Here is a 20,529-nt window from a genome sequence, read left to right on the forward strand (position 1 = left end):
AGCGTCGTCACATGCAACTGGGAATCATCGGGCTTGGCCGCATGGGCGGCAATATCGCAAGGCGCCTGATGCGCGCAGGTCACAGCACTGTGGTCCACGATCGCAACCGCGAAGCCATCACCACCCTGGAAGGCGAAGGTGCGGTGGGCGCCGATACCCTGAAAGAACTAGTGGATAAGCTCGAGGCGCCACGGGCGGTGTGGGTCATGCTGCCGGCGGGCGAAATCACCGAGCAGACCATCGCCCAGCTGGCCGACCTGCTCGAGCCGGGCGACGCCATCATCGATGGCGGCAACACCTTCTACAAGGACGATGTGCGCCGCGCCGCCGAGCTGGGCAAGCGTGGCCTGCACTACCTCGACGTCGGCACCTCCGGCGGCGTGTGGGGCCTGGACCGTGGCTACTGCATGATGATCGGCGGCGAGAAGGCGGTGTTCGAGCGCCTGGAACCGCTGTTCAAGGCCCTCGCCCCGGGCGTCGGCGACATTCCGCGCACCCAGGGCCGCAGCGGCGAGCACGAGCGCGCCGAGCACGGCTACATCCACGCCGGCCCGCCCGGTGCCGGCCACTACGTGAAGATGGTGCACAACGGCATCGAGTACGGCCTGATGCAGGCCTACGCCGAAGGCTTCGACCTGCTGCGCAGCAAGGGCGGCCCGGAATTGCCGGAAGACCAGCGCTTCGACCTCAACGTCGCCGAGATCGCCGAAGTGTGGCGCCGTGGCAGCGTGGTCACCTCCTGGCTGCTGGACCTGACCGCCGACGCGCTGGTCGCCGACCCGCAGCTGACCGAATTCAGCGGTTCGGTGTCCGACAGTGGCGAAGGCCGCTGGACCATCGACGCCGCCGTCGAGCAGGCGGTGCCGGTGCCGGTGCTGTCCAGCGCGCTGTTCGCCCGCTTCCGCTCGCGTCAACAGCAGGGCACCTACGGTGACAAGATCCTCTCCGCCATGCGCCTGGGCTTTGGCGGCCACGTCGAGAAGAAGAAGGACTGAATGAGCAAATCGACCATCCCCGCTGCGCCGCCCTGCACCCTGTTCCTGTTCGGCGCCAGCGGCGACCTGGTCAAGCGCCTGCTGATGCCGGCGCTGTACAACCTCAGCCGTGACGGCCTGCTCGATCGCAACATGCGCATCGTCGGGGTCGACCACAACGCCGCCACGGCCGAGGCGTTCGCCGAGCGCCTGCATGCCTTCATGGCCGAGCGCGACGCCGGCAAGTGCCTGGACGAGAAGCTCTGGGCACGCCTGGCCAAGCGCCTGGACTACCAGACCGGCGATTTCCTCGATCCGCAGACTTACCAGGCCCTGGCCCGGCGCATCGACAAGACGCGCCACGGCAACGCCATCTTCTACCTGGCCACCTCGCCACGCTTCTTCCCCGAGGTGGCCCAGCGCCTGGGCGATGCCGGCCTGCTCGACGAGTCGGGCGGGGGCTTTCGCCGGGTGGTGGTGGAAAAGCCCTTCGGCACTGACCTGGCCAGCGCCGAGGCGCTCAACGCCCGCCTGCTCAAGGTGATGAACGAGCGGCAGATCTACCGCATCGACCATTACCTGGGCAAGGAGACCGTCCAGAACATCCTGGTCAGCCGTTTCTCCAACGGCCTGTTCGAATCGTTCTGGAACAATCATTACATCGACCACGTGCAGATCACCGCCGCCGAAACCGTCGGCGTCGAGACGCGCGGGGCGTTCTACGACAACACCGGCGCCCTGCGCGACATGGTGCCCAACCACCTGTTCCAGCTGCTGGCCATGGTCGCCATGGAGCCGCCGGCGGCCTTCGGCGCCGACGCCGTGCGCGGTGAAAAGGCCAAGGTGATCGGCGCCATCCGCCCCTGGTCGCAGAAGATGGCCCTGCGCAATTCCGTGCGTGGCCAGTACAGCGCCGGCAAGCAGGGCCGCAAGCAGCTGCCCGGCTACCGCGAGGAGGCCAACGTCGCCGCGCACAGCCAGACCGAGACCTACGTCGCCCTCAAGGTGATGATCGACAACTGGCGCTGGGCCGGGGTGCCGTTCTACCTGCGCACCGGCAAGCGCATGAGCGTGCGCGACACCGAGATCGCCATCTGCTTCAAGCCGGCGCCCTACGCGCAGTTCCGCGAAAGCGAGCTGGAGCGGCCCAAGCCCAACTACCTGAAGATCCAGATCCAGCCCAACGAGGGCATGTGGTTCGACCTGCAGGCCAAGCGCCCGGGGCCGGAGCTGGTGATGGAGAATGTCGAGATGGGCTTCGCCTACAAGGACTTCTTCAAGATGACCCCGGCGACCGGTTACGAGACGCTGATCTACGACTGCCTCACCGGTGACCAGACCCTGTTCCAGCGTGCCGACAACATCGAGAACGGCTGGCGCGCGGTGCAACCTTTCCTCGATGCCTGGGCGACCGAGGGCGGCGAGGTGCACGGGTATGCGGCGGGGGAGGATGGCCCCGAGGCCGGCGACGAGCTGCTGGCGCGGGACAAGCGCGAGTGGCACACGCTGGGGTGACGCCAGCGGGGATAGCGACCTGCCGCCGTTGCAGCACGGCGGCAGGTCTTCAGAGCAGCCCTACAAGGTAAACGACAGCGCCGAGAACACCATCCCGCCACTGCCCGCCCAGCCCATGCAGAACTGGCCTGGCTCGGCTTCGCCGCGGCTCATGGCATCAAAGATGCCGAAGGGGATCGACGCGGTAATGATGTTGCCGGTCTTGTGCCCGACGTGATGCAACTTGTGATCGACGCCGATCATCTGGCCAATGTGTTCCCACATCTTTGGCGAGCCGGTATGGATGAACACCTTGTGCACGTCGTCCGCGGTGAGTTTCCGCAGGTTGAAGACTTTGATCGCTTCGTTGCGCCCGTCTTCGTGCAGAGCGGCGGCATAGGAGTTGAACTGGTACTGGCCACCGGTCGGTTCGATCTTGGCGATATCTTCTTCGTTGCAGAACAGCTTCCAGTCCGGCAAGGAGATCGTCGACAAGTCACTCAGGTCAGGTCGGTTGATGTACGAGAACTTGAAGTTCCCCGGTGCCTCGTTACTCAGGATGGTGACGACGGCGGCCTCGCCAATGGTAAAACTCGGGAACTTGTAGGCCAGTTCGGCCGGTGACTGCAACGAGAAGTTCTTGGGCATCACCGGCCCGCCTTCCGACATGCCGAACTCCATGTTGACGATGGCGGCGTAGCGGATTTCACCGGCTTGCATCTTGCTGTTGATGACGTCCATGGCCGTCACCCAGCCGTTGCAGGCATCGACCACGTCGAAGTTGCGGCAGTTCAGGCCCAGGGCCTTGGCGATGAAGGTACTGTTGGCCGGCTCGATGAAGCCGCGGGTGACGTTGGGATAGATCAACAGGTCCAGGTCGGCCTTGCTGATATTGGCCTGGGCCAGCGCCGCGTCGAACGCCGCTTCCATCAGGGCCATCGGCGTCTCGTCAGCCGCCAGCCAATGGCGGGTGTCGCTGCCGCTTTTTTCCAGCAACTTGCCGATGGTCTTCAAGGTTTTCGGCAAGTCCTCCTGGAAGGTGTCCCTGGAGTGTTGTTCGACCAGGTTGATGACGTCCTGGTTGGTGACTTGGCGTGACGGCAGTATTGCGGAAAGCCCGACGATCTTCATATAACGTCCTTGTTGAGGGGGTTGATCCTGCGCGGTATGTGCGCATGAGTGGAGGCGTGCTCATCCTTGTAAGCAGCCAATGGCCTGATGCTTGCCAGTCAAGCGAAAGGGGGCTGCTCTGCGACCTTTCGCCGGCAAGCCGGCTCCCACAGGGCGCGTGCATTCCCTGAGCCTGCGCTGTATCCGTGGGAGCCGGCTTGCCGGCGATGGGCTGCGTAGCAGCCCCGGTGACGCCTACTGACTGGCATATTTCTAGCACAGGGTATTTGCGAACCAATGCCGTGGATCAATGTTCTTGCGTGTCGCCAGCGGCACAACACAAGTGCTGAGTTACGTGTTGTTCCATAGGAGATCGCGTAGGGAACTGTTATCTCTGTGGGAGCGGGCTTGCCCGCGAAGCAGGCGCTGCGGTGCCTGGCACCGGCTATGCCGGTGTTCGCGGCTAAAGCCGCTCCCACAGGTACAGCGCTCGATTCAGCGTTTGCGCGATCCTGTGGGAGCGGGTTTACCCGCGAAGGGCTGCAAAGCAGCCCCAACAAGTGCGATGAAGCGCTAACTGACTGGCATTAGGCGTCGGCGTTCTTACTCTAGGGCGAAGCGGGCGGAGACCTCCCAACAGGAACGGTCTTGATTTCATGTAGGATTTTTCGCAGCGCAGGGCTTAAACCAATGCTCAGTGGAACGACCAGCCGTAGCGAAGCATCCAACTTCAAGCCCACCCGCCAGAGGATCCCCGATGCCCGCCCCGATCGAAGACTACGCCCTCATCGGTAACTGCCGCAGCGCCGCCCTGGTCAACCGCGATGGCGCCCTCGACTGGCTGTGCCTGCCGCGCTTCGACGCCCCCGCGGTGTTCGCCGCCTTGCTGGGCAACGAGGAAAACGGCCGCTGGCGCATCGCCCCCAGCGACCCCGTCGAGCACAGCACTCGCCGCTACCTCGACGACACCCTGGTACTGGAAACCACCTGGACCACCGCCAGTGGCCGCGCCCGGGTGCTCGACTGCATGCCCTTGGGCGAGCGCAACGCCGTGCTGCGCATCGTCGAGGGCCTGGCCGGCGAGACGGCCTTCGAGATGGACCTGGTGCTGCGCTTCGACTACGGCCGCAGCGTGCCCTGGGTGGAAAAGATCGACCCGCTGACCCTGAGCGCCGTCGCCGGCCCCGATCGGCTGATCCTGCGCAGCAGCACCGAAACCCATGGCCGCGACCACCACAGCGTCGCCCGTTTTCGCGTGTGCGCGGGGCAGCGCCAGGTGTTCAGCCTCTGCCACCAGGCTTCGCACCTGCCCGTGCAGCCCGATTGCGACATCGACCATGACTTCGAACAGACCCTCGAGCAGTGGCGGGCCTTCGCCGCCCGCTGCCCTGATGTCGGGCCCTACACCGACCGGGTTCGTCGTTCGCTGCTGACCCTCAAGGCCATGACCTACGCGCCCACCGGCGGCATGGTCGCCGCCGTCACCACCTCGCTGCCCGAGCGCGTCGGCGGCGAGCGCAACTGGGACTACCGTTACTGCTGGCTGCGCGACGCCACCATGACCCTGCTGGCGCTGATGAACCTGGGCTATTTCGAAGAGGCCCAGGCCTGGCGTGAATGGCTGCTGCGCTCGGTGGCCGGCAATCCCGAGCAGATGCAGATCATGTACGGCCTGGCGGGGGAGCGTGACCTGCCCGAGTTCACCTTGCCCTGGCTACCGGGTTACGAGGGCTCGCAGCCGGTGCGGGTCGGCAATGCCGCCGCCGGCCAGTTGCAGCTGGACATCTACGGCGAACTGGCCGACGCCATGACCCAGGCGATCAAGGGCGGCCTGCCGCGCCACCCGCGCGGCGCGGCCATCGCCCGTGCGATCCTGCCGTACCTGGAAGGCATCTGGCGCGAGCCGGACGAGGGCCTGTGGGAGGTGCGGGGCGGTCGCCAGCACTTCGTGCACTCCAAGGTCATGGCCTGGGTCGCCTTCGACCGGGCGGCGGGCCTGGCCGACACCACCGAGGAGGGGCGTGAGCGCAGCCGGCATTACCGCCAGGTGGCGGACGAGATCCGTGACGAGGTCTGCCGGCGCGGGCTGGACGCCGGCGGTCGGCACTTCGTCCAGGCCTACGGCTCGGCGGAGCTGGACGCCAGCCTGCTGCAGATCGCCCTGACCGGCTTTCTGCCGGCCGACGATCCACGCTTTCTGCGCACCCTGGAACAGATCGAAAGGCGCCTGCTGCGCAACGGCCTGCTGCTGCGCTACGACAGCGACAATTGCAGCGACGGTCTGACGCCGGGGGAGGGGACGTTCCTGGTGTGTTCGTTCTGGCTGGCGGATGTGTATGTGCTGCTGGGGCGGCGGGACGAGGCGCAGGTGCTGTATGAACGATTGACGGGCTTGTGCAATGACGTGGGGCTGTTGGCGGAACAGTACGACCCGGCGGGGAAGCGCATGCTGGGGAATTTCCCGCAGGCGTTCAGCCATATCGGGATCATCAATACGGCGTTGAACCTGCACCGGGCGCAGTGTCCGGTGCGGGATCGGGCGAAGGGCGGTGACTGAACCTGCGACTTCTGACGCTGGACAATCAGTTTTTCCTCATTGCTTGTAGTCCATTTCCGAATCATCCTTTTGCCGCCTTTCAGCCATTGCTACGGCTCTCCCTGCAACCTAGGCTCCCCCGGTCGCTGCCAATTCAGCGACCGGGTCTGCAAACCCGAGCCAAAGAAGAAGGACGCCGTTGCCAGGCCCCAGGTGCATCAAGGCACCTGGAGGCTTGTTTCATGGTGGCTGCGTGCGGGAGGTCTTCGGACCTGCCGGGTTACCTTCTTCTGCCCCGGTTTTTGCAGCCTGTACGTAGCCGCCACCCCTCCACTGCAAAGGAAGGATGGCGGCGTATCCTTACCGCAGCAGAAGTCGAAATGTTGAAGATCGTCCCCGATCCACCGCCATCCAATCCTTCCCCTCATCACCTTGAAGACACCCTGATCCAGGCAGCGGAATACGTGCGCTGCGCCCTGATCGTGGCCCATCAGTCGGTGCTGGCCTCACATCCGCATTCGCTCGGTGCAACGCTGGCGCTGACGGCGGTGCACGAGATGGAAACGGTACGCGCGCTGCTGGACTGCACGTTGGCGCAGGTGCCAGCACAGGTGCAGACACGCCATTGAGTTTGCGCATTCTGCGTGGGATGCAGTGGTTGAAGTGGGCATGTCTGGCGATGATTGACGTTGGCTGCGTGGGTGGCCGCGCTGGCGCTATCGCGGGGCAAGCCCGCTCCTACAGGTGCTGTGCAGTGTCTGAGACAGGATTTCCAGCCAAGCATAGACCCTGTAGGAGCGGGCTTGTCCCGCGATACCGGCGCAGCCGGTGCCATCCGTATGGAGCATGCCCGCTCAGGTCAGGCCCCACCGAGGCGAATCGACGCGGCAGCTATGGCATGATGCCCGGCCCCGCACGCGATAGACGCCTGCCATGAAAGGAATACTCGGATGCCCTCGACCCCACCCAACGGCCTGCCGGTCTATCGCCTGATCACCGGCAAGGACGACGCCAGTTTCTGCCAGCGCATTTCCGAGAGCCTGGCGTTGGGTTATCAGCTTTATGGTTCGCCCAGCGTGACCTTCGATAGCAGCAAGGGATATGTAGTGGCTGCACAGGCGGTATTGTGGCCGGTAGCCAGGGACTGAGACGGATAGATGCCGCATCCGCCTGCGCCGGGCCATGCTCGACGACGCCGATGAAGGTGCCGTCCTGGTCGCAGAAGCCTACAGCCCCTACATCGCGAGGATCGGTCGGGCACCTGCGCCGATGCTTGATGACTATCGGCAAGTGAGGGGCAGGCCCTTTAAGGTCTTTGGGCGCGATGGCTATCGACCGAGTGAGGGCCGCCAGGTGTCCGCCGCAAGCCTTGCAGCGCCTATGAGATCGAGCGCCGCCCGCGCGGCGCATCGCGGGACAAGCCCGCTCCTACATTTGTTGCAACGTGCCGAACCTGTCAGGCCATGGTTGCCGGCCTTGGTGAATGTCTTGAGACCGGTGGGGCGGCAGTGGCGCTCATGCTGAAACTGCGTCGGGCCAACAAGGCGGACCAGGTGATGGCACAGGATTGACTGGCCCGAAACAGATGTGGGAGCGGCCTTGCGTCGCGATGCGCCGCGCGGGCGGCGCTCGATCTGATAGGCGTTGCAAGGCTTGCGGCAGGCACCAGACAGCCTGAAGCCCCCGCAACGAGCAGCTACGCTTGCGTGCTATAGGTAACGCAAGGCCAGGGAGCTGCCTGATGAAATGCCTGTACTACCTGCTGTTGTCGCTGTTGTCGCTGATCCCCGCCGCCATGGCCGACGACGCCGATGGCACAGCACCTGTCGCGGCGCAGTTGACGGTGGCCAACCGCACGGTCTTCACCTTCCACGCTAGTGTGCTCGGCGAACCCCCGACAGTGCGTGCGCAGCGCGCCCGGGCGGTGGTCGACGAGGCCCTGCGCGGTGCCGAGGGGCTGCAGGTGCGGGTCGATCCGATGATGGACAGCCAACTGGTCCTGATCGGTGACCGGCGCGCCTTCATCGTCGCCCCGCAGGACTTGCCGGGCGGCTCGGGCGATACCCGGGCGGCCGCCGAGCAGGCCGCCATGGTGTTGCGCCAGGTGGTGGACGAAACCGGCGAGGCGCGCAGCCTGCATTTCCTGTTCGTGGCCCTGGGCTACTCGCTGCTGGCCACGCTGATCTACCTCGCGCTGCTCAAGGCCACTCATGTTGCCCGGCGCAAGCTCACTGGCCTCTTGCCCAGGCTGATGCGCAACCGGGCCTACCAGCTCAAGGTGGGGCAACTGCCGTTGTTCGACATGCAGTACGTCTATGCCTTGGTCGACCGCTTGCTGCGCCTGTTCTACTGGCTGCTGGTGGCGCTGTTCAGCTACCAGTGGCTGAGCTTCGTGCTGTCGCGCTTCCCCTACACCCGCCCCTGGGGCGAGAGCCTCAACCTGCACCTGCTCGACCTGCTGCGCTACCTGCTCGACGGGATCGTCCATGCCATCCCGGGCATCGCCGTGGCGATCACCATCTTCTTCATCGCCCGTGGCATCAGCAGCTTCAGTCGCCGCCTGCTGGAGCGCCTGGCGCGCCCCGGCAGCGTGCCCTGGCTGACCGGCGAGACCCTGCAACCGACCACGCGCCTGACCTCCCTGGCCATCTGGCTGTTCGCCCTGGTGATGGCCTACCCGTACCTGCCGGGCTCGGGCACTGATGCGTTCAAGGGCTTGTCGGTGCTGCTGGGCCTGATGATTTCCCTGGGCGCCTCCAGCGTGGTCGGCCAAGCGGCGGCGGGGCTGATCCTCACCTATTCGCGCACGCTCAAGGCCGGTGAGTACGTGCGGGTCGGCGAGCACGAGGGGACGGTGACCGAGGTGGGGATGTTCAACACCACCATCCGCACCGGGCTGGGCGAAGTGCTGACCTTGCCCAACTCGATGATCACAGGTTCCGTGACCCGCAACTATTCAAGGGCGGTACAGGGGGCGGGCTATATCGTCGATACCGTGGTCACCATTGGCTACGACACGCCCTGGCGCCAGGTGGAGGCGATGCTGACCGAGGCGGCGCGGCGCACCGACGGCATCCTCGCCAGCCCCAGGCCGCAGGTGTTCCAGACCGGGCTGTCGGACTTCTATCCGGAATACCGCCTGGTCGCCCAGGCGGTGCCGAGCGAGCCCAGGCCGCGGGCAGAGCTGCTGAGCCTGTTGCACGCCAATATCCAGGATGTATTCAACGAATACGGCGTGCAGATCATGTCGCCGCATTACCTGGGCGACCCGGCACAGGAGAAACGGGTGCCGCCCGAGCGCTGGTACAGCGCGCCAGCGCAGGCGCCGGATGTCACGAAGTCCGATATGCCTGGTTGATCCCAGAGACCGGGCGTGCGCATGAGCTGCCTGTCGGCGCAGAGTGGTTAGTGGCTTTTTGATTCTATGCTTGGAAGAGTCTGTCAGTCCGCATGAACAGGGAGGTGTCAAGATGAGAGTGGATCTACTGGCTGTGATGCTCGTGCTCAGCTCAGGTGCTATCGCCCAGGATTGGGGCAAGTTTTCCAGCCCCCTCAATGTCGAGTTAATGAAGACCAATCGAGATATTCGCTTGCTTCAGGACTTCACCTATACCGGGCCCAGGCCGGGGAAACTGTTCTGGCTGGCGCCCAAAGATACGATATCCGATGGCGCCTCGATACCGAAAGTAGCCTGGGGCGTGGTTGGGGGGCCGTTAGATGGCCAGTATCGGCAGGCGGCCATCATCCATGATGTGGCGTGCGTGAAGCGAACAAGGAGCTGGCAAGATACCCATAGGGCTTTTTATACAGGCATGAGAGCTGCTGGAATCGGAGAGACTCAAGCCAAGGTCATGTATGGCGCGGTGTATCACTTCGGACCGCGCTGGGCGGAGCCGGAGTTCGTCAAGATCCCCAGAACACGGACGACAACCTTTGACACTGAGTTTGCGCAATTCAAAGCGGCGCTGCCGCCTGGCAAGGAGGCTGAATTGATAAGCGACGGTCGAGTGATATCCAGAACCGTATCGGATGGATTGTTCACAAGTGAGTCGATAGACGAGGTCGTGGGCGCAGTGGTCGAAGTGCGCGAGGTGCAACCGCCAGCCACGCAGGCGGCCTTCGACAAGATGCGCAGTGAAATCGAGCGGAGCAACCCCAGCCTGGATGAGATCGAGAAGCTACCCGTCTCGAACCTGTAGCGCGGTCAAACATCATTTTCGCGGGCAAGCCCACTGCCACAGGTATTGCGCGAACCGCTGTGGCAGCGGGCTTGCCCGCGAAGGGCTGCAAAGCGGCCCCGATAAACGACAAACCTTTCTCAAGTGAAGCGCGCAAGGCCGCTCATCCGGGCCAATTCAAAGGCGCGCCCCACAGTGATCAGGCCACCGCCTCACGACTGGCACTTGCCGCCTTGGTGTGCCAAAGGGTCGGCACCATGAACGCGATCGCCAGCACGCACGCGCTCACCAGCAGCACGAAGCCGCCGTCCCAGCCGAAGTGGTCGACGGTGTAGCCCATCGCCGCGCTGGCCGCGACCGAGCCGCCCAGGTAGCCGAACAGGCCGGTGAAGCCGGCCGCGGTGCCGGCGGCTTTCTTCGGCGCCAGCTCCAGCGCCTGCAGGCCGATCAGCATCACCGGTCCGTAGATCAGGAAGCCGATGGAGAACAGCGCGATCATGTCGACGGTCGGGTTGCCCGGCGGGTTGAGCCAGTACACCAGGGTGGCGACGGTCACCAGGGCCATGAACACGATGCCGGTCAGGCCGCGGTTGCCGCGGAAGATCTTGTCGGACATCCAGCCGCACAGCAGGGTGCCGGGGATGCCGGCCCACTCGTAGAAGAAGTACGCCCACGAGGTGGTGTCGACGCTGAAGTGCTTGGCTTCCTTCAGGTAGGTCGGCGCCCAGTCGAGCACGCCGTAGCGCAGCAGGTAGACGAACACGTTGGCCAGGGCGATGTACCACAGCAGTTTGTTGCGCAGCACGTACTCGACGAAGATCTGCTTGGCGCTGAACTCCTGCTCGTGGCTTTCGTCGTAGCCTTCCGGGTAGTCGTTCTTGTACTGCTCGACCGGCGGCAGGCCGACCGACTGCGGGGTGTCACGCATGGTGGCGAAGGCGAACACGGCCACCAGCACCGCCACGGCGGCGGGCACGTAGAAGGCGGCGTGCCAGTCGTTGGTCCAGCCCAGGCCCAGCAGGAACAGCGGGCCGATCAGGCCGCCGCCGACGTTGTGGGCGACGTTCCACACCGAGACCACGCCACCGCGCTCCTTCTGCGACCACCAGTGCACCATGGTCCGCCCGCTCGGCGGCCAGCCCATGCCCTGGGCCCAGCCGTTGATGAACAGCAGCACGAACATGATCGTCACGCTGGACGTGGCCCAATGCGCGAAACCGAAAATGAACATCACCCCGGCCGAGATCAGCAGGCCGAAGGGCAGGAAGTAGCGCGGGTTGGAGCGGTCCGAGACCAGGCCCATGAGGAACTTGGACAGGCCGTAGGCGATGGCGATGGCGGAAATCGCCACGCCCAGCTGGCCACGGGTGTAGCCCTCTTCCTCGATCAGGTAGGGCATGGCCAGGGAGAAGTTCTTGCGCAGCAGGTAGTAGCCGGCATAGCCGAAAAAGATCCCGGCGAAGATTTGCCAGCGCAGGCGACGATAGGTGCTGTCGACGCGCTCGTCGGGCAGCGGCGCCTGGTGCGCGGCAGGGCGGAAGAAGGCAAACATGTGAAGCTCCCAACTTGTTATAGGTATGCGAAAACGAATTTTACATTTTCGTTACAGAAAAAATATCTGTTTCGCGGGGAGCAGGTGTTGTTTTGTGAAAATTGCCGTGTTTCTCGACGACAGGTTGATGGCAGATACCTGACACGAATAATGGCAAAAGGCTACAGGCTAATCGGAAGTGAACCACTTTTCCGGCTCGACTATGGATAGAAGAGCCGAAACACATGGATATTCACGTAACGCAAGCCGAGCGCACCAGCACCGCCCCCCGCGACACGCAACTGCCCCTCCTGCACATCACAACGGAGCACTTGCGTGCCTGGCGCCTGGCGGTCGACGTGCTCTTCAGCACGGCGACCAGGGCAGGCGATGCATTCAGTGCCTCGCTCGAGGTCTTTCATTGCCAGCGATTTTTGTTGTGCCGTGGTTACCTGGAGGGCGCCCGCTATGGCCGTGACGCGCACCGTCTGGACGGGTGCGACCTCGATCACTATGTGCTGTACCTGCCGCTGCAACGTGGCCTGGCCGCTGGCAATGGCATGCGCGTGCGGGCGCGGGATGTGGTGGTGCTGGACCTGACACAGCCGGCGGCTTTTGCCATGGCCGGCGGCGAAGGCCTGAGCCTGGTGATACCCCGTACCGCGCTGGCGCACCCCACATGGCAGTTGCATGGCCTGCGCCTGGGACGGGAGAGCCCGATGGGGCGCCTGCTCGCCAGCCTGCTGTCGTCGCTCGCCACGGCCGCGCCGCAACTGACCCAGGACCAATTGCTACACCTGGGCCAGCCGCTGGTGGGAGTGATCGGTGCCTGCCTGATCAGCGCGGCAGCTGGCCGCCAGGTCAAGGCCATGCCCACACAGGGCGACCTCGGCCGACGGGCGCGCAGCTACATCGAGCGCAACCTGCAACGCAACGACCTTACCCCGACGGTGCTGGCCAAGGCCATGGGTACCTCGCGCAGTCAGTTGTATCGGGCATTCGAGCGATTCGGCGGGGTGCGCCACTACCTGCTGCAACGGCGCCTGCGCCGCTACCTGCAAGCGTTGGGCGAGCCCGGCAATGCCGGGCGGCGCATCGGCGACCTGGCCTACGACCATGGTTTTACCGATGAGGCGCACTTGCGCAAGGTGTTCCGCAAGGCCTTCGGCCTGTCTCCACGCGCGGCGCGTACCGCCTTGCAGCGAGGCGAGCTGGCCTGCCCGGATGCGTGGGTCGGCGAGCCGCCCTCGATGGCGCGCTGGCTGCGCGAGTTGGCCAGTCATTGATTCGGGACGGCTGACCCGATTTCCAGGACGCACGCCCCCGGACACGCCCCAGGCCCATCCGTAATCTGGGCTCACCTGGTAACCCAACCATCCATCCAACCCGGTGCCGTCGTCAGGGCCTGAACCCTGCAACGCGTGGGGCATACCGAAGCCACCCGGACGGCATCGGCACCGCATGAGACAAGGAGCGTCGGTCGTGGCGAATCAATCCCTCCATCACCTCATCCAGAGCATCGCCGGCGCGGTCGCCGAGGCGCAGGACAAGATCCAGCGCTTCCAGGTGTCGACCGTGCGCCAGTACTTCGACGAGGACAACCGGCCGGTCAGCATCGATGTGCGCCTGCCGTCCCATTCGCCCGAGGCGAGGGACGGCGAGGAGCGCGTGGTACGGGTCCCGCTGCTGTCGCTGGTGGGGGCGCGGCTGATGGCCGTGAAGGACATGGAAATCTCGTTCGAGGTAGGGCTGAACGCCGATGACGGTTCGGCTGCGAACGTCGGCCCGGCGACTGCCGGTGATGACGACTCGGGCTGGCCGAGCGAGACCCACAAGGCTCTGAACGTCGACCTGGGCGTTCGCCGCAATGGTGAAGGCGGGCCGCTGGCGCGCGTCACCCTCAAAGTCGAAACCCAGCCCCCTTCGGAGGGGATGGCTCGGCTGCTGCAAAACCTCGATAAATTGATCTAGGAGAAACACAAATGGCTAACTTCTCGATGGGTGACCAGTTCCGCGGCCTGCCTATGGGCGACCTGATCGGCGGTCCTCTCACAGCCGCTTGCGACGCCCAGGTCCGCCTGGCCAATGCCACCGCCGACTTCATCAAGGTGATCGGCTTCCTGCCTGACCCCAACAACCCGACCGACCCCAACGCGGTGGGCGATGTACGCACGGTCAGCTTCCGCTTCGACCGTCCGTCCACCAGCAAGCCCGACGACGGCACCATCCCGATGGAACGGGTGGAGCTCGAAGTCCCGCTGCTGGCGGTGGTCAAGGTGCCGAACCTGTCGATCAACAAGGTCGACATCACCTTCGACATGGAGGTGAAGAACTCCGAGCAATCGCGCGAAGCCACCGACGCCCAGGCGGCGATGTCGGCCGAGGCCAGCGTGGGCTGGGGGCCGTTCAGCGCCAAGGTCAACATCTCCGGCTCGGTGTCTTCGCACAAGGAGAACACCCGTTCGACCGACCAGTCGGCCAAGTATCACGTCGAGGTCCACGCGGCCGACGACGGTATGCCGGAAGGACTGGCCCGGGTGCTGGACATGATCTCGCAGTCGGTCGCGCCCAAAGCCATCACCCAGCAGTAAGCGGTGATCGGCCCAATGCCAGCCCTGTGCTCGTGTGAGCGCTAGCCAGGGGTTGGCCGTCAGACTTTTCCGGAAAGGAGTTCCGTGATGTTCGATCTAACGGACGTGGGATATGTGAAACGCATCGTCGTCGGCAGCACCGATCCGGAGAAGCTGACGTCGCACGAGCTGATCCAGGCGCAGACCGCGCTGCTCAACCGCTGCCTCAGCGAACCGCCCAAGGGGCGCATCGTCGGCATCGAGAAAACCTTCAACCTGCTCAACATCGGCGAGCACCAGGTGGTGCTGCAGTCACTCATCTACCACGTGGGCTTCGCCCGTCGGCCGTTCTGGCTGGCCGACGAACAGGAGGCCTCGTGATGAACCACTTCGCAGAGTTCGTCCACGCGCTGGGCGGCGCCGTGCAGTGCGCGCGGCACGCCACCGGGCAACGCTGGCCGGGGATCCGGATCGCAGAGATGCAGGTGGTGCTGGCCGCCACCCTCGAGCCCGGCGATGCGCCGGGGAGTCTGGCGCTGCGTGTCGGTCGCGCGCCACGGCGCAATGAAACCTTGCATGAGCTGAGTATCAACGTGCCCGGCGATGCCGGTGAGGCGATTGTCGTTTGCCTCGATGGCGAACTGTTCGGCCACTACGGGAGGCCCGGTGATGGCCAGGCCGACTGAGCGCTCGATGCGTTTGCTGCTTTCAACCCAGGAGACCCGAACCATGCGCACGATTCTCAAGAACAAACCAGGCCAACCGGCTCGGATGTCCACCGGCAAACGCGTGCTGTGCGCCATCGGCGCGGCCGCATTGTCGGCGCTGGTGGCGTTGGGGGCGATCCAGCCCGACCTGGCCCTGGCCATCGCCAAGTGGGCGGGGCTGGTGCTGGCGTTCTGAACCCATGAATCACCCAACAAGGAGAGTCACCATGAGACATCTGGCAACCGCACTGGCCGGTGCCCTTGCACTGGCCGGCCTGGGATCGGCGTGGGCCGACGAGTACCAGGGCACATTCAAGGACAACGGCACCAACGTGCCGGTGCTGCTGAACATCGATCCTGGCGCGGGCTTGGGCAAGAACGCCGGCAAGGTGCGCTTCGGCGCGGGATGGGCGTGCGATTTCGCCCTGGAGTTCAACGGCGCAGACGGGCCGGAGCGCAGCTACAGCCTCAAAGGCGGTGGGGCGGGCCGCTGCGGGCCGCTGACCCTGGGCTACCTGCAGAGTCGCCAGGGCAGTGACGGCCTGCAGATCCAGTTGTTCACCCAGGCCAACAAGCTCGCCTACAGCGCCACCCTGGTGCCGCCCGCCAGGTAGCCGCCACAAGCAACCGACATCCATTCGCTTCGCCATCAAGGCACGGCCTGGCCGCTGCCCCACGGGGAGCGGCTTGCCCGAAAAAAGGAGCTGACCATGTGCATCACCAACACCGTAGGGACGGGCGGCAACAACGCCACCGCCGATGTGCGCAGCCTGCAGCTGCTGCTCAACCTCAACAGCGGTCAACGCGGCTTCAGCTGCGCGCTTGGCATCGATGGCCTGTGGGGGGGCGGCACGCGCAGTGCGCTGGACAACTTCCAGCAGCTTATCGGCAGCCCGCAGGGCAAGCCGGTGGCGCCGGGCGATGCGACCCTGGCCGCCTTGCGCGTGGGCCTGCCCGGTGGGCTGGTCGCGCCCAAATTGTGGCTGGCGCTGATCAATGCCAGCGGCGCACGTATCGATGCCTTCCACCAGCCGGTGCTCGACGTGCTGACCCGCTACCGCATAGACACGCCGCTGCGCATCGCCCACTTCCTTGCCCAGATCGCCCATGAGAGCGGCTGCCTGCGTTACACCGAGGAGCTGGCCAGCGGGAGTGCCTACGAGGGCCGCAAGGACCTGGGCAACCTGCAACCGGGCGACGGGCCGCGCTTCAAGGGGCGCGGGCTGATCCAGCTGACCGGTCGCGCCAACTACCGCCAGTACGGCCAGTACTGCAAGCGCGATTTCGAGAACAAGGACGACCCCTCCCTGGTCAGCAGCGACCCGGCCCTGGCGGTGGACGTCGCCGGCTGGTTCTGGGCCAACCGCAAGCTCAACGACTGGGCCGACAAGGATGACCTGCGTGAGGTTACCCGCCGGGTCAATGGCGGTTTCAACGGCCTGGACGACCGCGCCGCGTACCTCGCCCGGGCCAGGTGGCTGCTGGTCGGCTGAACCCCATTCCCCCTTTTCGCCGGCAGCGGCGGAACCCGAGGACAACAACGTCCTGTCACCGTAAAAAAGGAGCTTCATGATGAAAAAGACTTTCGTGTTCCCACATGCACGCGTCGCGCTGGCTGGGCTGGCGGTCATCGGCAGCCTGGCGTTCAGCCTGGTGCCGGTGGCGTCCGCCCAGGCCGCCGTGGCATGCCCACAGCCCAATTCGGGCGGCGTGCCGGCGGTCAATCAACAGCATGTGTTCTGCGGCGAGGTGGCCAACAACCGGGCCAAGGGCTTCCACAGCAGGCCTGGCGGACAGTTGCCCGCCACCGTGGCCTTCACCGCGGCGACCACCAATACGCCGGTCGGGCCGGCCGGGATCTATGTCCTGCGCAGCTTCAACATCACCCAGAACGGCGTGACCGCGAGCAAGTCCATCTCCACCATGTTCCCGGACAGCTGCTCGCAAGCCAATGTGGTGGCGGCCATCCAGAATGCCTACAACAACCGCACCTCGCTGAACGGCAACGAGTTCCGCGGGCCGTCGGGGGCGCATTGCGTGGCGGGCAACCCTGGCGCATCGTTCAACATCGTCGGATATCTGAATGGGGCTGGCACGGTGGTGACCACCGCCTATCCTGACTACTGATCCTGCGTCACCCTCACCAGGGCCGGGCATCATGCCCGGCTCTTCCGTATCCCTGGCAAAGGAGCCTGCTCATGTCCAATCCCCGCCCCCCAGGCCTGCAGCAGTTTCTCGACGACGAGGTGACGGCCGTGGCACTTGAGCATTTGCTCGAGAAGGCCCTGGCCGCACGTCGCAACCGAGTGGTGGAGGCCTACAGCGGCAACGCCTACCACGTTGCCTTCGAAGAGGACGCCGTGGTGATCGAACACCACTACAGGGAGGACTGGCCTGCGCTGCGCCTGCCTTTGGACAGTTTCATCGAGACCCTGCAGGGTTGGCAGCCGAAAGCGCGTTATTGAAACCCTGCGCTGGGCCTGCACGCCGGTGATGCGTGTCAGGTTTTCGCAGGCCTGTGAAGGTCAATCGAGCACTGGCCGCAGGAAGTTGCGTTCGTAGCTGAGGATGAAGCGTTGCTCGTTGGCCAGGGCGAAGGCGGCGATGCACTGCGGATCGGTTTCCGAGGCTGTGCGGTACTGCTCGTAGGCGGCCAGGCTGGGGAAGCTGAACAGGGCGTAGGCAACATTGTTGGCGCCTTCGCTGGGCAGGAAGTAGCCGTGGTGGGTGCCGCCCATGCGGTTGACCAGGCCGATCCACAGCTTGCCGTAGGCCTCGAAGGCCGGGATCTGGTAGGGGTCGATGATGTACTTGAGGTGGCAGGTGATCATTGCACGCAATCCTTCGGGTGAGCCGGGTGGCTCACCTTACAGGGGCGGATGGCGGCCGTCACTGGGGGGCTGGTTGTCGCCAGATCAGTTGGTCGGTGGGATAGCCCTGCCGGCGTGCCAGCTCCAGCAGCTGTTCTCGGGTCTGGGCGCTGACGGTCGCTGAGCGCGACAGCAGCCACAGGTACTCGCGGTTCGGGTGGCCGACCAGTGCCACGCGATAGTCCGGGTCGTGGTAGAGCACCCAATACTCGCCCTTTGTCAGGTTCGGTGCCAGGCGGCTGAGCCAGTTGTCGAAGCGTACCCAGAGCTTGTCGGTGCGTCCGGCCACCTGCGGCTCGGCGACGCCTAGGGCTTCGTTCCACTGGCCGTCCTGCTCCAGGCAGCGATTGGTCACGTCGATACGGCCGTCCTCGCGCAGGCCGTAATGGGCCTCGGACTGCACGCAGTGGCGCTGGAAGAACATCGGCAGGCGCGCCAGTTCGTACCAGGTGCCCTGGTAGCGCTGCAGTTCGACCTGCTGCGTGGTGGGCGGCGGCTCATCGCGGGCGCTGGTGCAGCCCATGAGCACGAGGGTGAGGCAGCAGCAAAACGGCACGGCCAGGCGCATCGCCATGGGAAACCTCCTGAAGGGGGGGGAAGGGCTCACATGATGTTCGATGCGCGGGCCGGCCAAAGGTTTTACTGGGCTGGGCGTGAGGTCTCCACGCTCAGCACTTCGGTATAGATGGCTTCTACGGTCTGGTCGAGCTTGAGATTCTTCATGCGTGCCTGCAGTTCGGGGTCCTCGACCTTGACCACCTGCAGCTTGCCTTCCGGTGGCAGCAGTGTGACTTCGTGGGTGTTCAGGTCGATCTTCTTGATCTGCGAGGTGACCTTGACCTGACGGAACGCCTCGCCACCCGGGTTGGGGTTGTCCTTGGTGGCGCGGATGGTGCCCGATTCCTCGGAGGCCTTGGGAGCGCCGCCGACATTGGTGTTGAGCACATAGGCGATGGCACGGGTCACTTTGATATCGACCTGATCGCCCACCTTGAGATTGGGCAGGGCCTTGGCCTGTTCGGTGAGCTGGAAGGTCACGTCCTTGTCGTGGGGACCCTTCACCGTGACCTGGCGGTTGGGCAGGTCGATCCTGGTCACTTCAGTGGTGACATGGCTTTCCAGCGCTTCGCTGGCGATGGGCAGTTCGGCGGCGTGGGCGGTGAGGCTGGCGGCGGACACTAGCGAGGCGAAAGCAACAGCGCGTGCGAGGGTGGCAGTCATTGGCCTGTCTTCCTTGTGGTCGATACCGGTGGGTGTATGCGAGAAGAAGCATAGACACTGGTTGGCAGGTGTGTGGCCAATGCTGGCCTCATCGCGGGGCAAGTCGCATCGGCGCACCGCCGCTCCCACGTTGGCGCCGCTCTGACGGTCGTGGGAGCGGCGGTGCGCCGATGCGACTTGCCCCGCGATGAGGCCGGTTCAGGCACTACAAAGGTTGATGATCACGCTCGCGCTTGGCCTTGGACACACTCACCGCCCCCGGCAAGCTCACGGCGTTCTTCGCCGCCAGTACTTCGGCCATCACGCTCACCGCGATTTCCGCCGGGGTCTTGCTGCCGATGTAGATGCCAATGGGCCCATGCAGCCGTTCGAGCGACTGCTCGGTTTCGCCGAAGTGCTCGATCAGCCGTTCGCGGCGCAGCTGGCTGTTACGTCGCGAGCCGATGGCGCCGATGTAGAATGCCGGACCATGCAGGGCCTCTAGCAGCGCCAGGTCGTCGAGCTTGGGATCGTGGCTGACGGCGATGATGCAGGTGCGCAGGTCGGCCTTGAAGTCGCGTACCACATCGTCCGGCATGCCCTTCAGGTATTCGACGCCGGCGACCGACCAGGTGGCCATGTGCTCGGGCCGAGGGTCGCACACCGCCACCCTGAAGCCGTTGAACAGGGCCATGGTCGCCAGGTACTCGGCCAGCGCGCCAGCGCCGATCAGCAGCATGCGGTAGCCGGGGCCGAGGGTGTTGGTCATCTGCCGGCCGTCGAAACGGAACTGTTCCGGGGTGGCGGTGGGTTCGAGGTTGACCGCGCCGTCGGCCAGGGTCAGTTGGCGACGCATCAGCTGGCCGCTGTCGAGCTGCTCCAGCAGTTGTCGCAGCGAGGCGGCGGCGGGCATGAATTCGAGGATCAGCTCCAGCGTGCCGCCGCACGGCAGGCCAAAGCGGTGGGCGTCGTCGGCGCTGATGCCGTAGCGGATCACCTCGGGTGCCCCTTCGGGCAGGCCGGGGCCGCCGTAGGCGGTGGTGTAGCGGTGGATCAGGTCGTCCTCGATGCAACCGCCGGATACACTGCCGACCACCCGACCGTCGTTGCGCAGGGCCATCATCGAACCGACCGGACGCGGCGACGAGCCCCAGGTGCGGGCGACGGTGGCGAGCAGCACGCGGTGGCCGGCCTGGAGCCAGTCATGGGTGGTGCGCAGGACCAGCAGGTCGATGCTTTCCATGGTGTATGAAACCTCGTGTTGCCGAGTGCCTGTGGGAGCAACGGTCTTGCTCAATGTCTAAAAGCTGACACGATCCCTGTGGGAGCAACTGTCTTGCTCAATTTTTAGAATCTGGC

General features: G+C 64.9%; 23 protein-coding genes and 1 pseudogene. 18 read left to right on the forward strand and 6 right to left on the reverse strand.

Annotated elements, in window-relative coordinates; genetic code table 11:
* Positions 1-11: 11 nt before the first annotated feature.
* Both gnd and zwf read left to right on the forward strand, forming a co-directional pair.
* Positions 12-995 carry a phosphogluconate dehydrogenase (NAD(+)-dependent, decarboxylating) gene (gene gnd / locus AC0MAZ_RS13200; protein WP_475861358.1) on the forward strand — a complete coding sequence of 328 codons (984 nt, stop codon included), beginning with the start codon at positions 12-14 and terminating at the stop codon, positions 993-995.
* On the forward strand, positions 996-2,489 hold the full coding sequence (zwf, locus tag AC0MAZ_RS13205; protein ID WP_475861360.1) for a glucose-6-phosphate dehydrogenase: 1,494 nt from the start codon (positions 996-998) through the stop codon (positions 2,487-2,489).
* A 60-nt stretch (positions 2,490-2,549) separates the two neighbouring features.
* On the opposite strand, the gene AC0MAZ_RS13210 is transcribed toward zwf, so the two are convergent.
* Positions 2,550-3,599, reverse strand: coding sequence for a 3-oxoacyl-[acyl-carrier-protein] synthase III C-terminal domain-containing protein (locus AC0MAZ_RS13210; RefSeq protein WP_475861361.1), 1,050 nt, complete (start codon positions 3,597-3,599; stop codon positions 2,550-2,552).
* Positions 3,600-4,335: 736 nt separating this feature from the next.
* Between AC0MAZ_RS13210 and AC0MAZ_RS13215 the strand changes: the two genes are divergently transcribed.
* The 6 genes and pseudogenes from AC0MAZ_RS13215 to AC0MAZ_RS13240 all read left to right on the forward strand — a co-directional run bounded on the left by AC0MAZ_RS13215 (position 4,336) and on the right by AC0MAZ_RS13240 (position 10,313).
* Positions 4,336-6,135 carry a glycoside hydrolase family 15 protein gene (locus AC0MAZ_RS13215; RefSeq protein WP_475861363.1) on the forward strand — a complete coding sequence of 600 codons (1,800 nt, stop codon included), beginning with the start codon at positions 4,336-4,338 and terminating at the stop codon, positions 6,133-6,135.
* A 359-nt stretch (positions 6,136-6,494) separates the two neighbouring features.
* A complete protein-coding gene (locus tag AC0MAZ_RS13220) occupies positions 6,495-6,743 on the forward strand; it encodes a hypothetical protein (protein ID WP_475861365.1) in 249 nt (82 codons plus the stop codon).
* A gap of 321 nt (positions 6,744-7,064) precedes the next feature.
* Positions 7,065-7,262, forward strand: a complete 198-nt coding sequence (locus tag AC0MAZ_RS13225) for a DUF1737 domain-containing protein (RefSeq protein ID WP_475861367.1) — start codon at positions 7,065-7,067, stop codon at positions 7,260-7,262.
* Between the two features lie 34 nt (positions 7,263-7,296).
* A pseudogene (locus AC0MAZ_RS13230) lies at positions 7,297-7,407 on the forward strand (GNAT family N-acetyltransferase); the annotation flags it as partial.
* Between the two features lie 448 nt (positions 7,408-7,855).
* Positions 7,856-9,472 (forward strand): mechanosensitive ion channel family protein, encoded by a 1,617-nt coding sequence (locus AC0MAZ_RS13235; protein ID WP_442800030.1) that lies wholly within the window; start codon positions 7,856-7,858, stop codon positions 9,470-9,472.
* 112 nt (positions 9,473-9,584) lie between these two features.
* Positions 9,585-10,313 (forward strand): DUF1353 domain-containing protein, encoded by a 729-nt coding sequence (locus AC0MAZ_RS13240; RefSeq protein WP_475861369.1) that lies wholly within the window; start codon positions 9,585-9,587, stop codon positions 10,311-10,313.
* 178 nt (positions 10,314-10,491) lie between these two features.
* On the opposite strand, the gene glpT is transcribed toward AC0MAZ_RS13240, so the two are convergent.
* Positions 10,492-11,844 carry a glycerol-3-phosphate transporter gene (gene glpT, locus AC0MAZ_RS13245; protein ID WP_203647318.1) on the reverse strand — a complete coding sequence of 451 codons (1,353 nt, stop codon included), beginning with the start codon at positions 11,842-11,844 and terminating at the stop codon, positions 10,492-10,494.
* Between the two features lie 224 nt (positions 11,845-12,068).
* Here glpT and AC0MAZ_RS13250 point away from each other — a divergent pair, with 224 nt between their 5' ends.
* The 10 genes from AC0MAZ_RS13250 to AC0MAZ_RS13295 all read left to right on the forward strand — a co-directional run bounded on the left by AC0MAZ_RS13250 (position 12,069) and on the right by AC0MAZ_RS13295 (position 17,565).
* Positions 12,069-13,109 (forward strand): helix-turn-helix domain-containing protein, encoded by a 1,041-nt coding sequence (locus AC0MAZ_RS13250; protein ID WP_475861371.1) that lies wholly within the window; start codon positions 12,069-12,071, stop codon positions 13,107-13,109.
* Positions 13,110-13,305: 196 nt separating this feature from the next.
* Positions 13,306-13,794, forward strand: coding sequence for a DUF2589 domain-containing protein (locus tag AC0MAZ_RS13255; RefSeq protein ID WP_050706451.1), 489 nt, complete (start codon positions 13,306-13,308; stop codon positions 13,792-13,794).
* Positions 13,795-13,805: 11 nt separating this feature from the next.
* Positions 13,806-14,414 carry a DUF2589 domain-containing protein gene (locus AC0MAZ_RS13260; protein ID WP_050706450.1) on the forward strand — a complete coding sequence of 203 codons (609 nt, stop codon included), beginning with the start codon at positions 13,806-13,808 and terminating at the stop codon, positions 14,412-14,414.
* Positions 14,415-14,501: 87 nt separating this feature from the next.
* The gene (locus tag AC0MAZ_RS13265; protein ID WP_050706449.1) at positions 14,502-14,774 is read left to right on the forward strand and encodes a hypothetical protein; all 273 of its coding nucleotides are present in this window, start codon (positions 14,502-14,504) and stop codon (positions 14,772-14,774) included.
* On the forward strand, positions 14,774-15,079 hold the full coding sequence (locus AC0MAZ_RS13270; RefSeq protein WP_232856924.1) for a hypothetical protein: 306 nt from the start codon (positions 14,774-14,776) through the stop codon (positions 15,077-15,079). The genes AC0MAZ_RS13265 and AC0MAZ_RS13270 overlap by 1 nt, the downstream gene beginning before the upstream one ends.
* Before the next feature lie 43 nt (positions 15,080-15,122).
* Positions 15,123-15,296 carry a hypothetical protein gene (locus AC0MAZ_RS13275; RefSeq protein ID WP_225933215.1) on the forward strand — a complete coding sequence of 58 codons (174 nt, stop codon included), beginning with the start codon at positions 15,123-15,125 and terminating at the stop codon, positions 15,294-15,296.
* Positions 15,297-15,327: 31 nt separating this feature from the next.
* Entirely contained in the window at positions 15,328-15,714 is a 387-nt protein-coding gene (locus AC0MAZ_RS13280; protein WP_186732609.1) for a hypothetical protein, read from the forward strand.
* 96 nt (positions 15,715-15,810) lie between these two features.
* Positions 15,811-16,593 carry a glycoside hydrolase family 19 protein gene (locus AC0MAZ_RS13285; protein ID WP_475861372.1) on the forward strand — a complete coding sequence of 261 codons (783 nt, stop codon included), beginning with the start codon at positions 15,811-15,813 and terminating at the stop codon, positions 16,591-16,593.
* A gap of 79 nt (positions 16,594-16,672) precedes the next feature.
* On the forward strand, positions 16,673-17,227 hold the full coding sequence (locus AC0MAZ_RS13290; protein WP_203647312.1) for an EndoU domain-containing protein: 555 nt from the start codon (positions 16,673-16,675) through the stop codon (positions 17,225-17,227).
* A 71-nt stretch (positions 17,228-17,298) separates the two neighbouring features.
* Complete coding sequence (locus tag AC0MAZ_RS13295) at positions 17,299-17,565, forward strand: hypothetical protein (protein ID WP_203647311.1); 267 nt, start codon at positions 17,299-17,301, stop codon at positions 17,563-17,565.
* A 60-nt stretch (positions 17,566-17,625) separates the two neighbouring features.
* Here AC0MAZ_RS13295 and AC0MAZ_RS13300 read toward each other — a convergent pair whose 3' ends face one another.
* The 4 genes from AC0MAZ_RS13300 to AC0MAZ_RS13315 all read right to left on the reverse strand — a co-directional run bounded on the left by AC0MAZ_RS13300 (position 17,626) and on the right by AC0MAZ_RS13315 (position 20,413).
* Complete coding sequence (locus AC0MAZ_RS13300; RefSeq protein ID WP_232856921.1) at positions 17,626-17,931, reverse strand: NIPSNAP family protein; 306 nt, start codon at positions 17,929-17,931, stop codon at positions 17,626-17,628.
* Positions 17,932-17,989: 58 nt separating this feature from the next.
* Positions 17,990-18,544, reverse strand: coding sequence for a lipocalin family protein (locus AC0MAZ_RS13305; RefSeq protein WP_232856920.1), 555 nt, complete (start codon positions 18,542-18,544; stop codon positions 17,990-17,992).
* A 65-nt stretch (positions 18,545-18,609) separates the two neighbouring features.
* Positions 18,610-19,191: a hypothetical protein gene (locus AC0MAZ_RS13310; protein WP_203647308.1), complete on the reverse strand. Its 582-nt coding sequence runs from the start codon at positions 19,189-19,191 to the stop codon at positions 18,610-18,612.
* 205 nt (positions 19,192-19,396) lie between these two features.
* Complete coding sequence (locus tag AC0MAZ_RS13315) at positions 19,397-20,413, reverse strand: XdhC family protein (protein ID WP_267813872.1); 1,017 nt, start codon at positions 20,411-20,413, stop codon at positions 19,397-19,399.
* Positions 20,414-20,529 lie beyond the last annotated feature (116 nt).

It is taken from the genome of Pseudomonas sp. A (genome assembly GCF_056270345.1).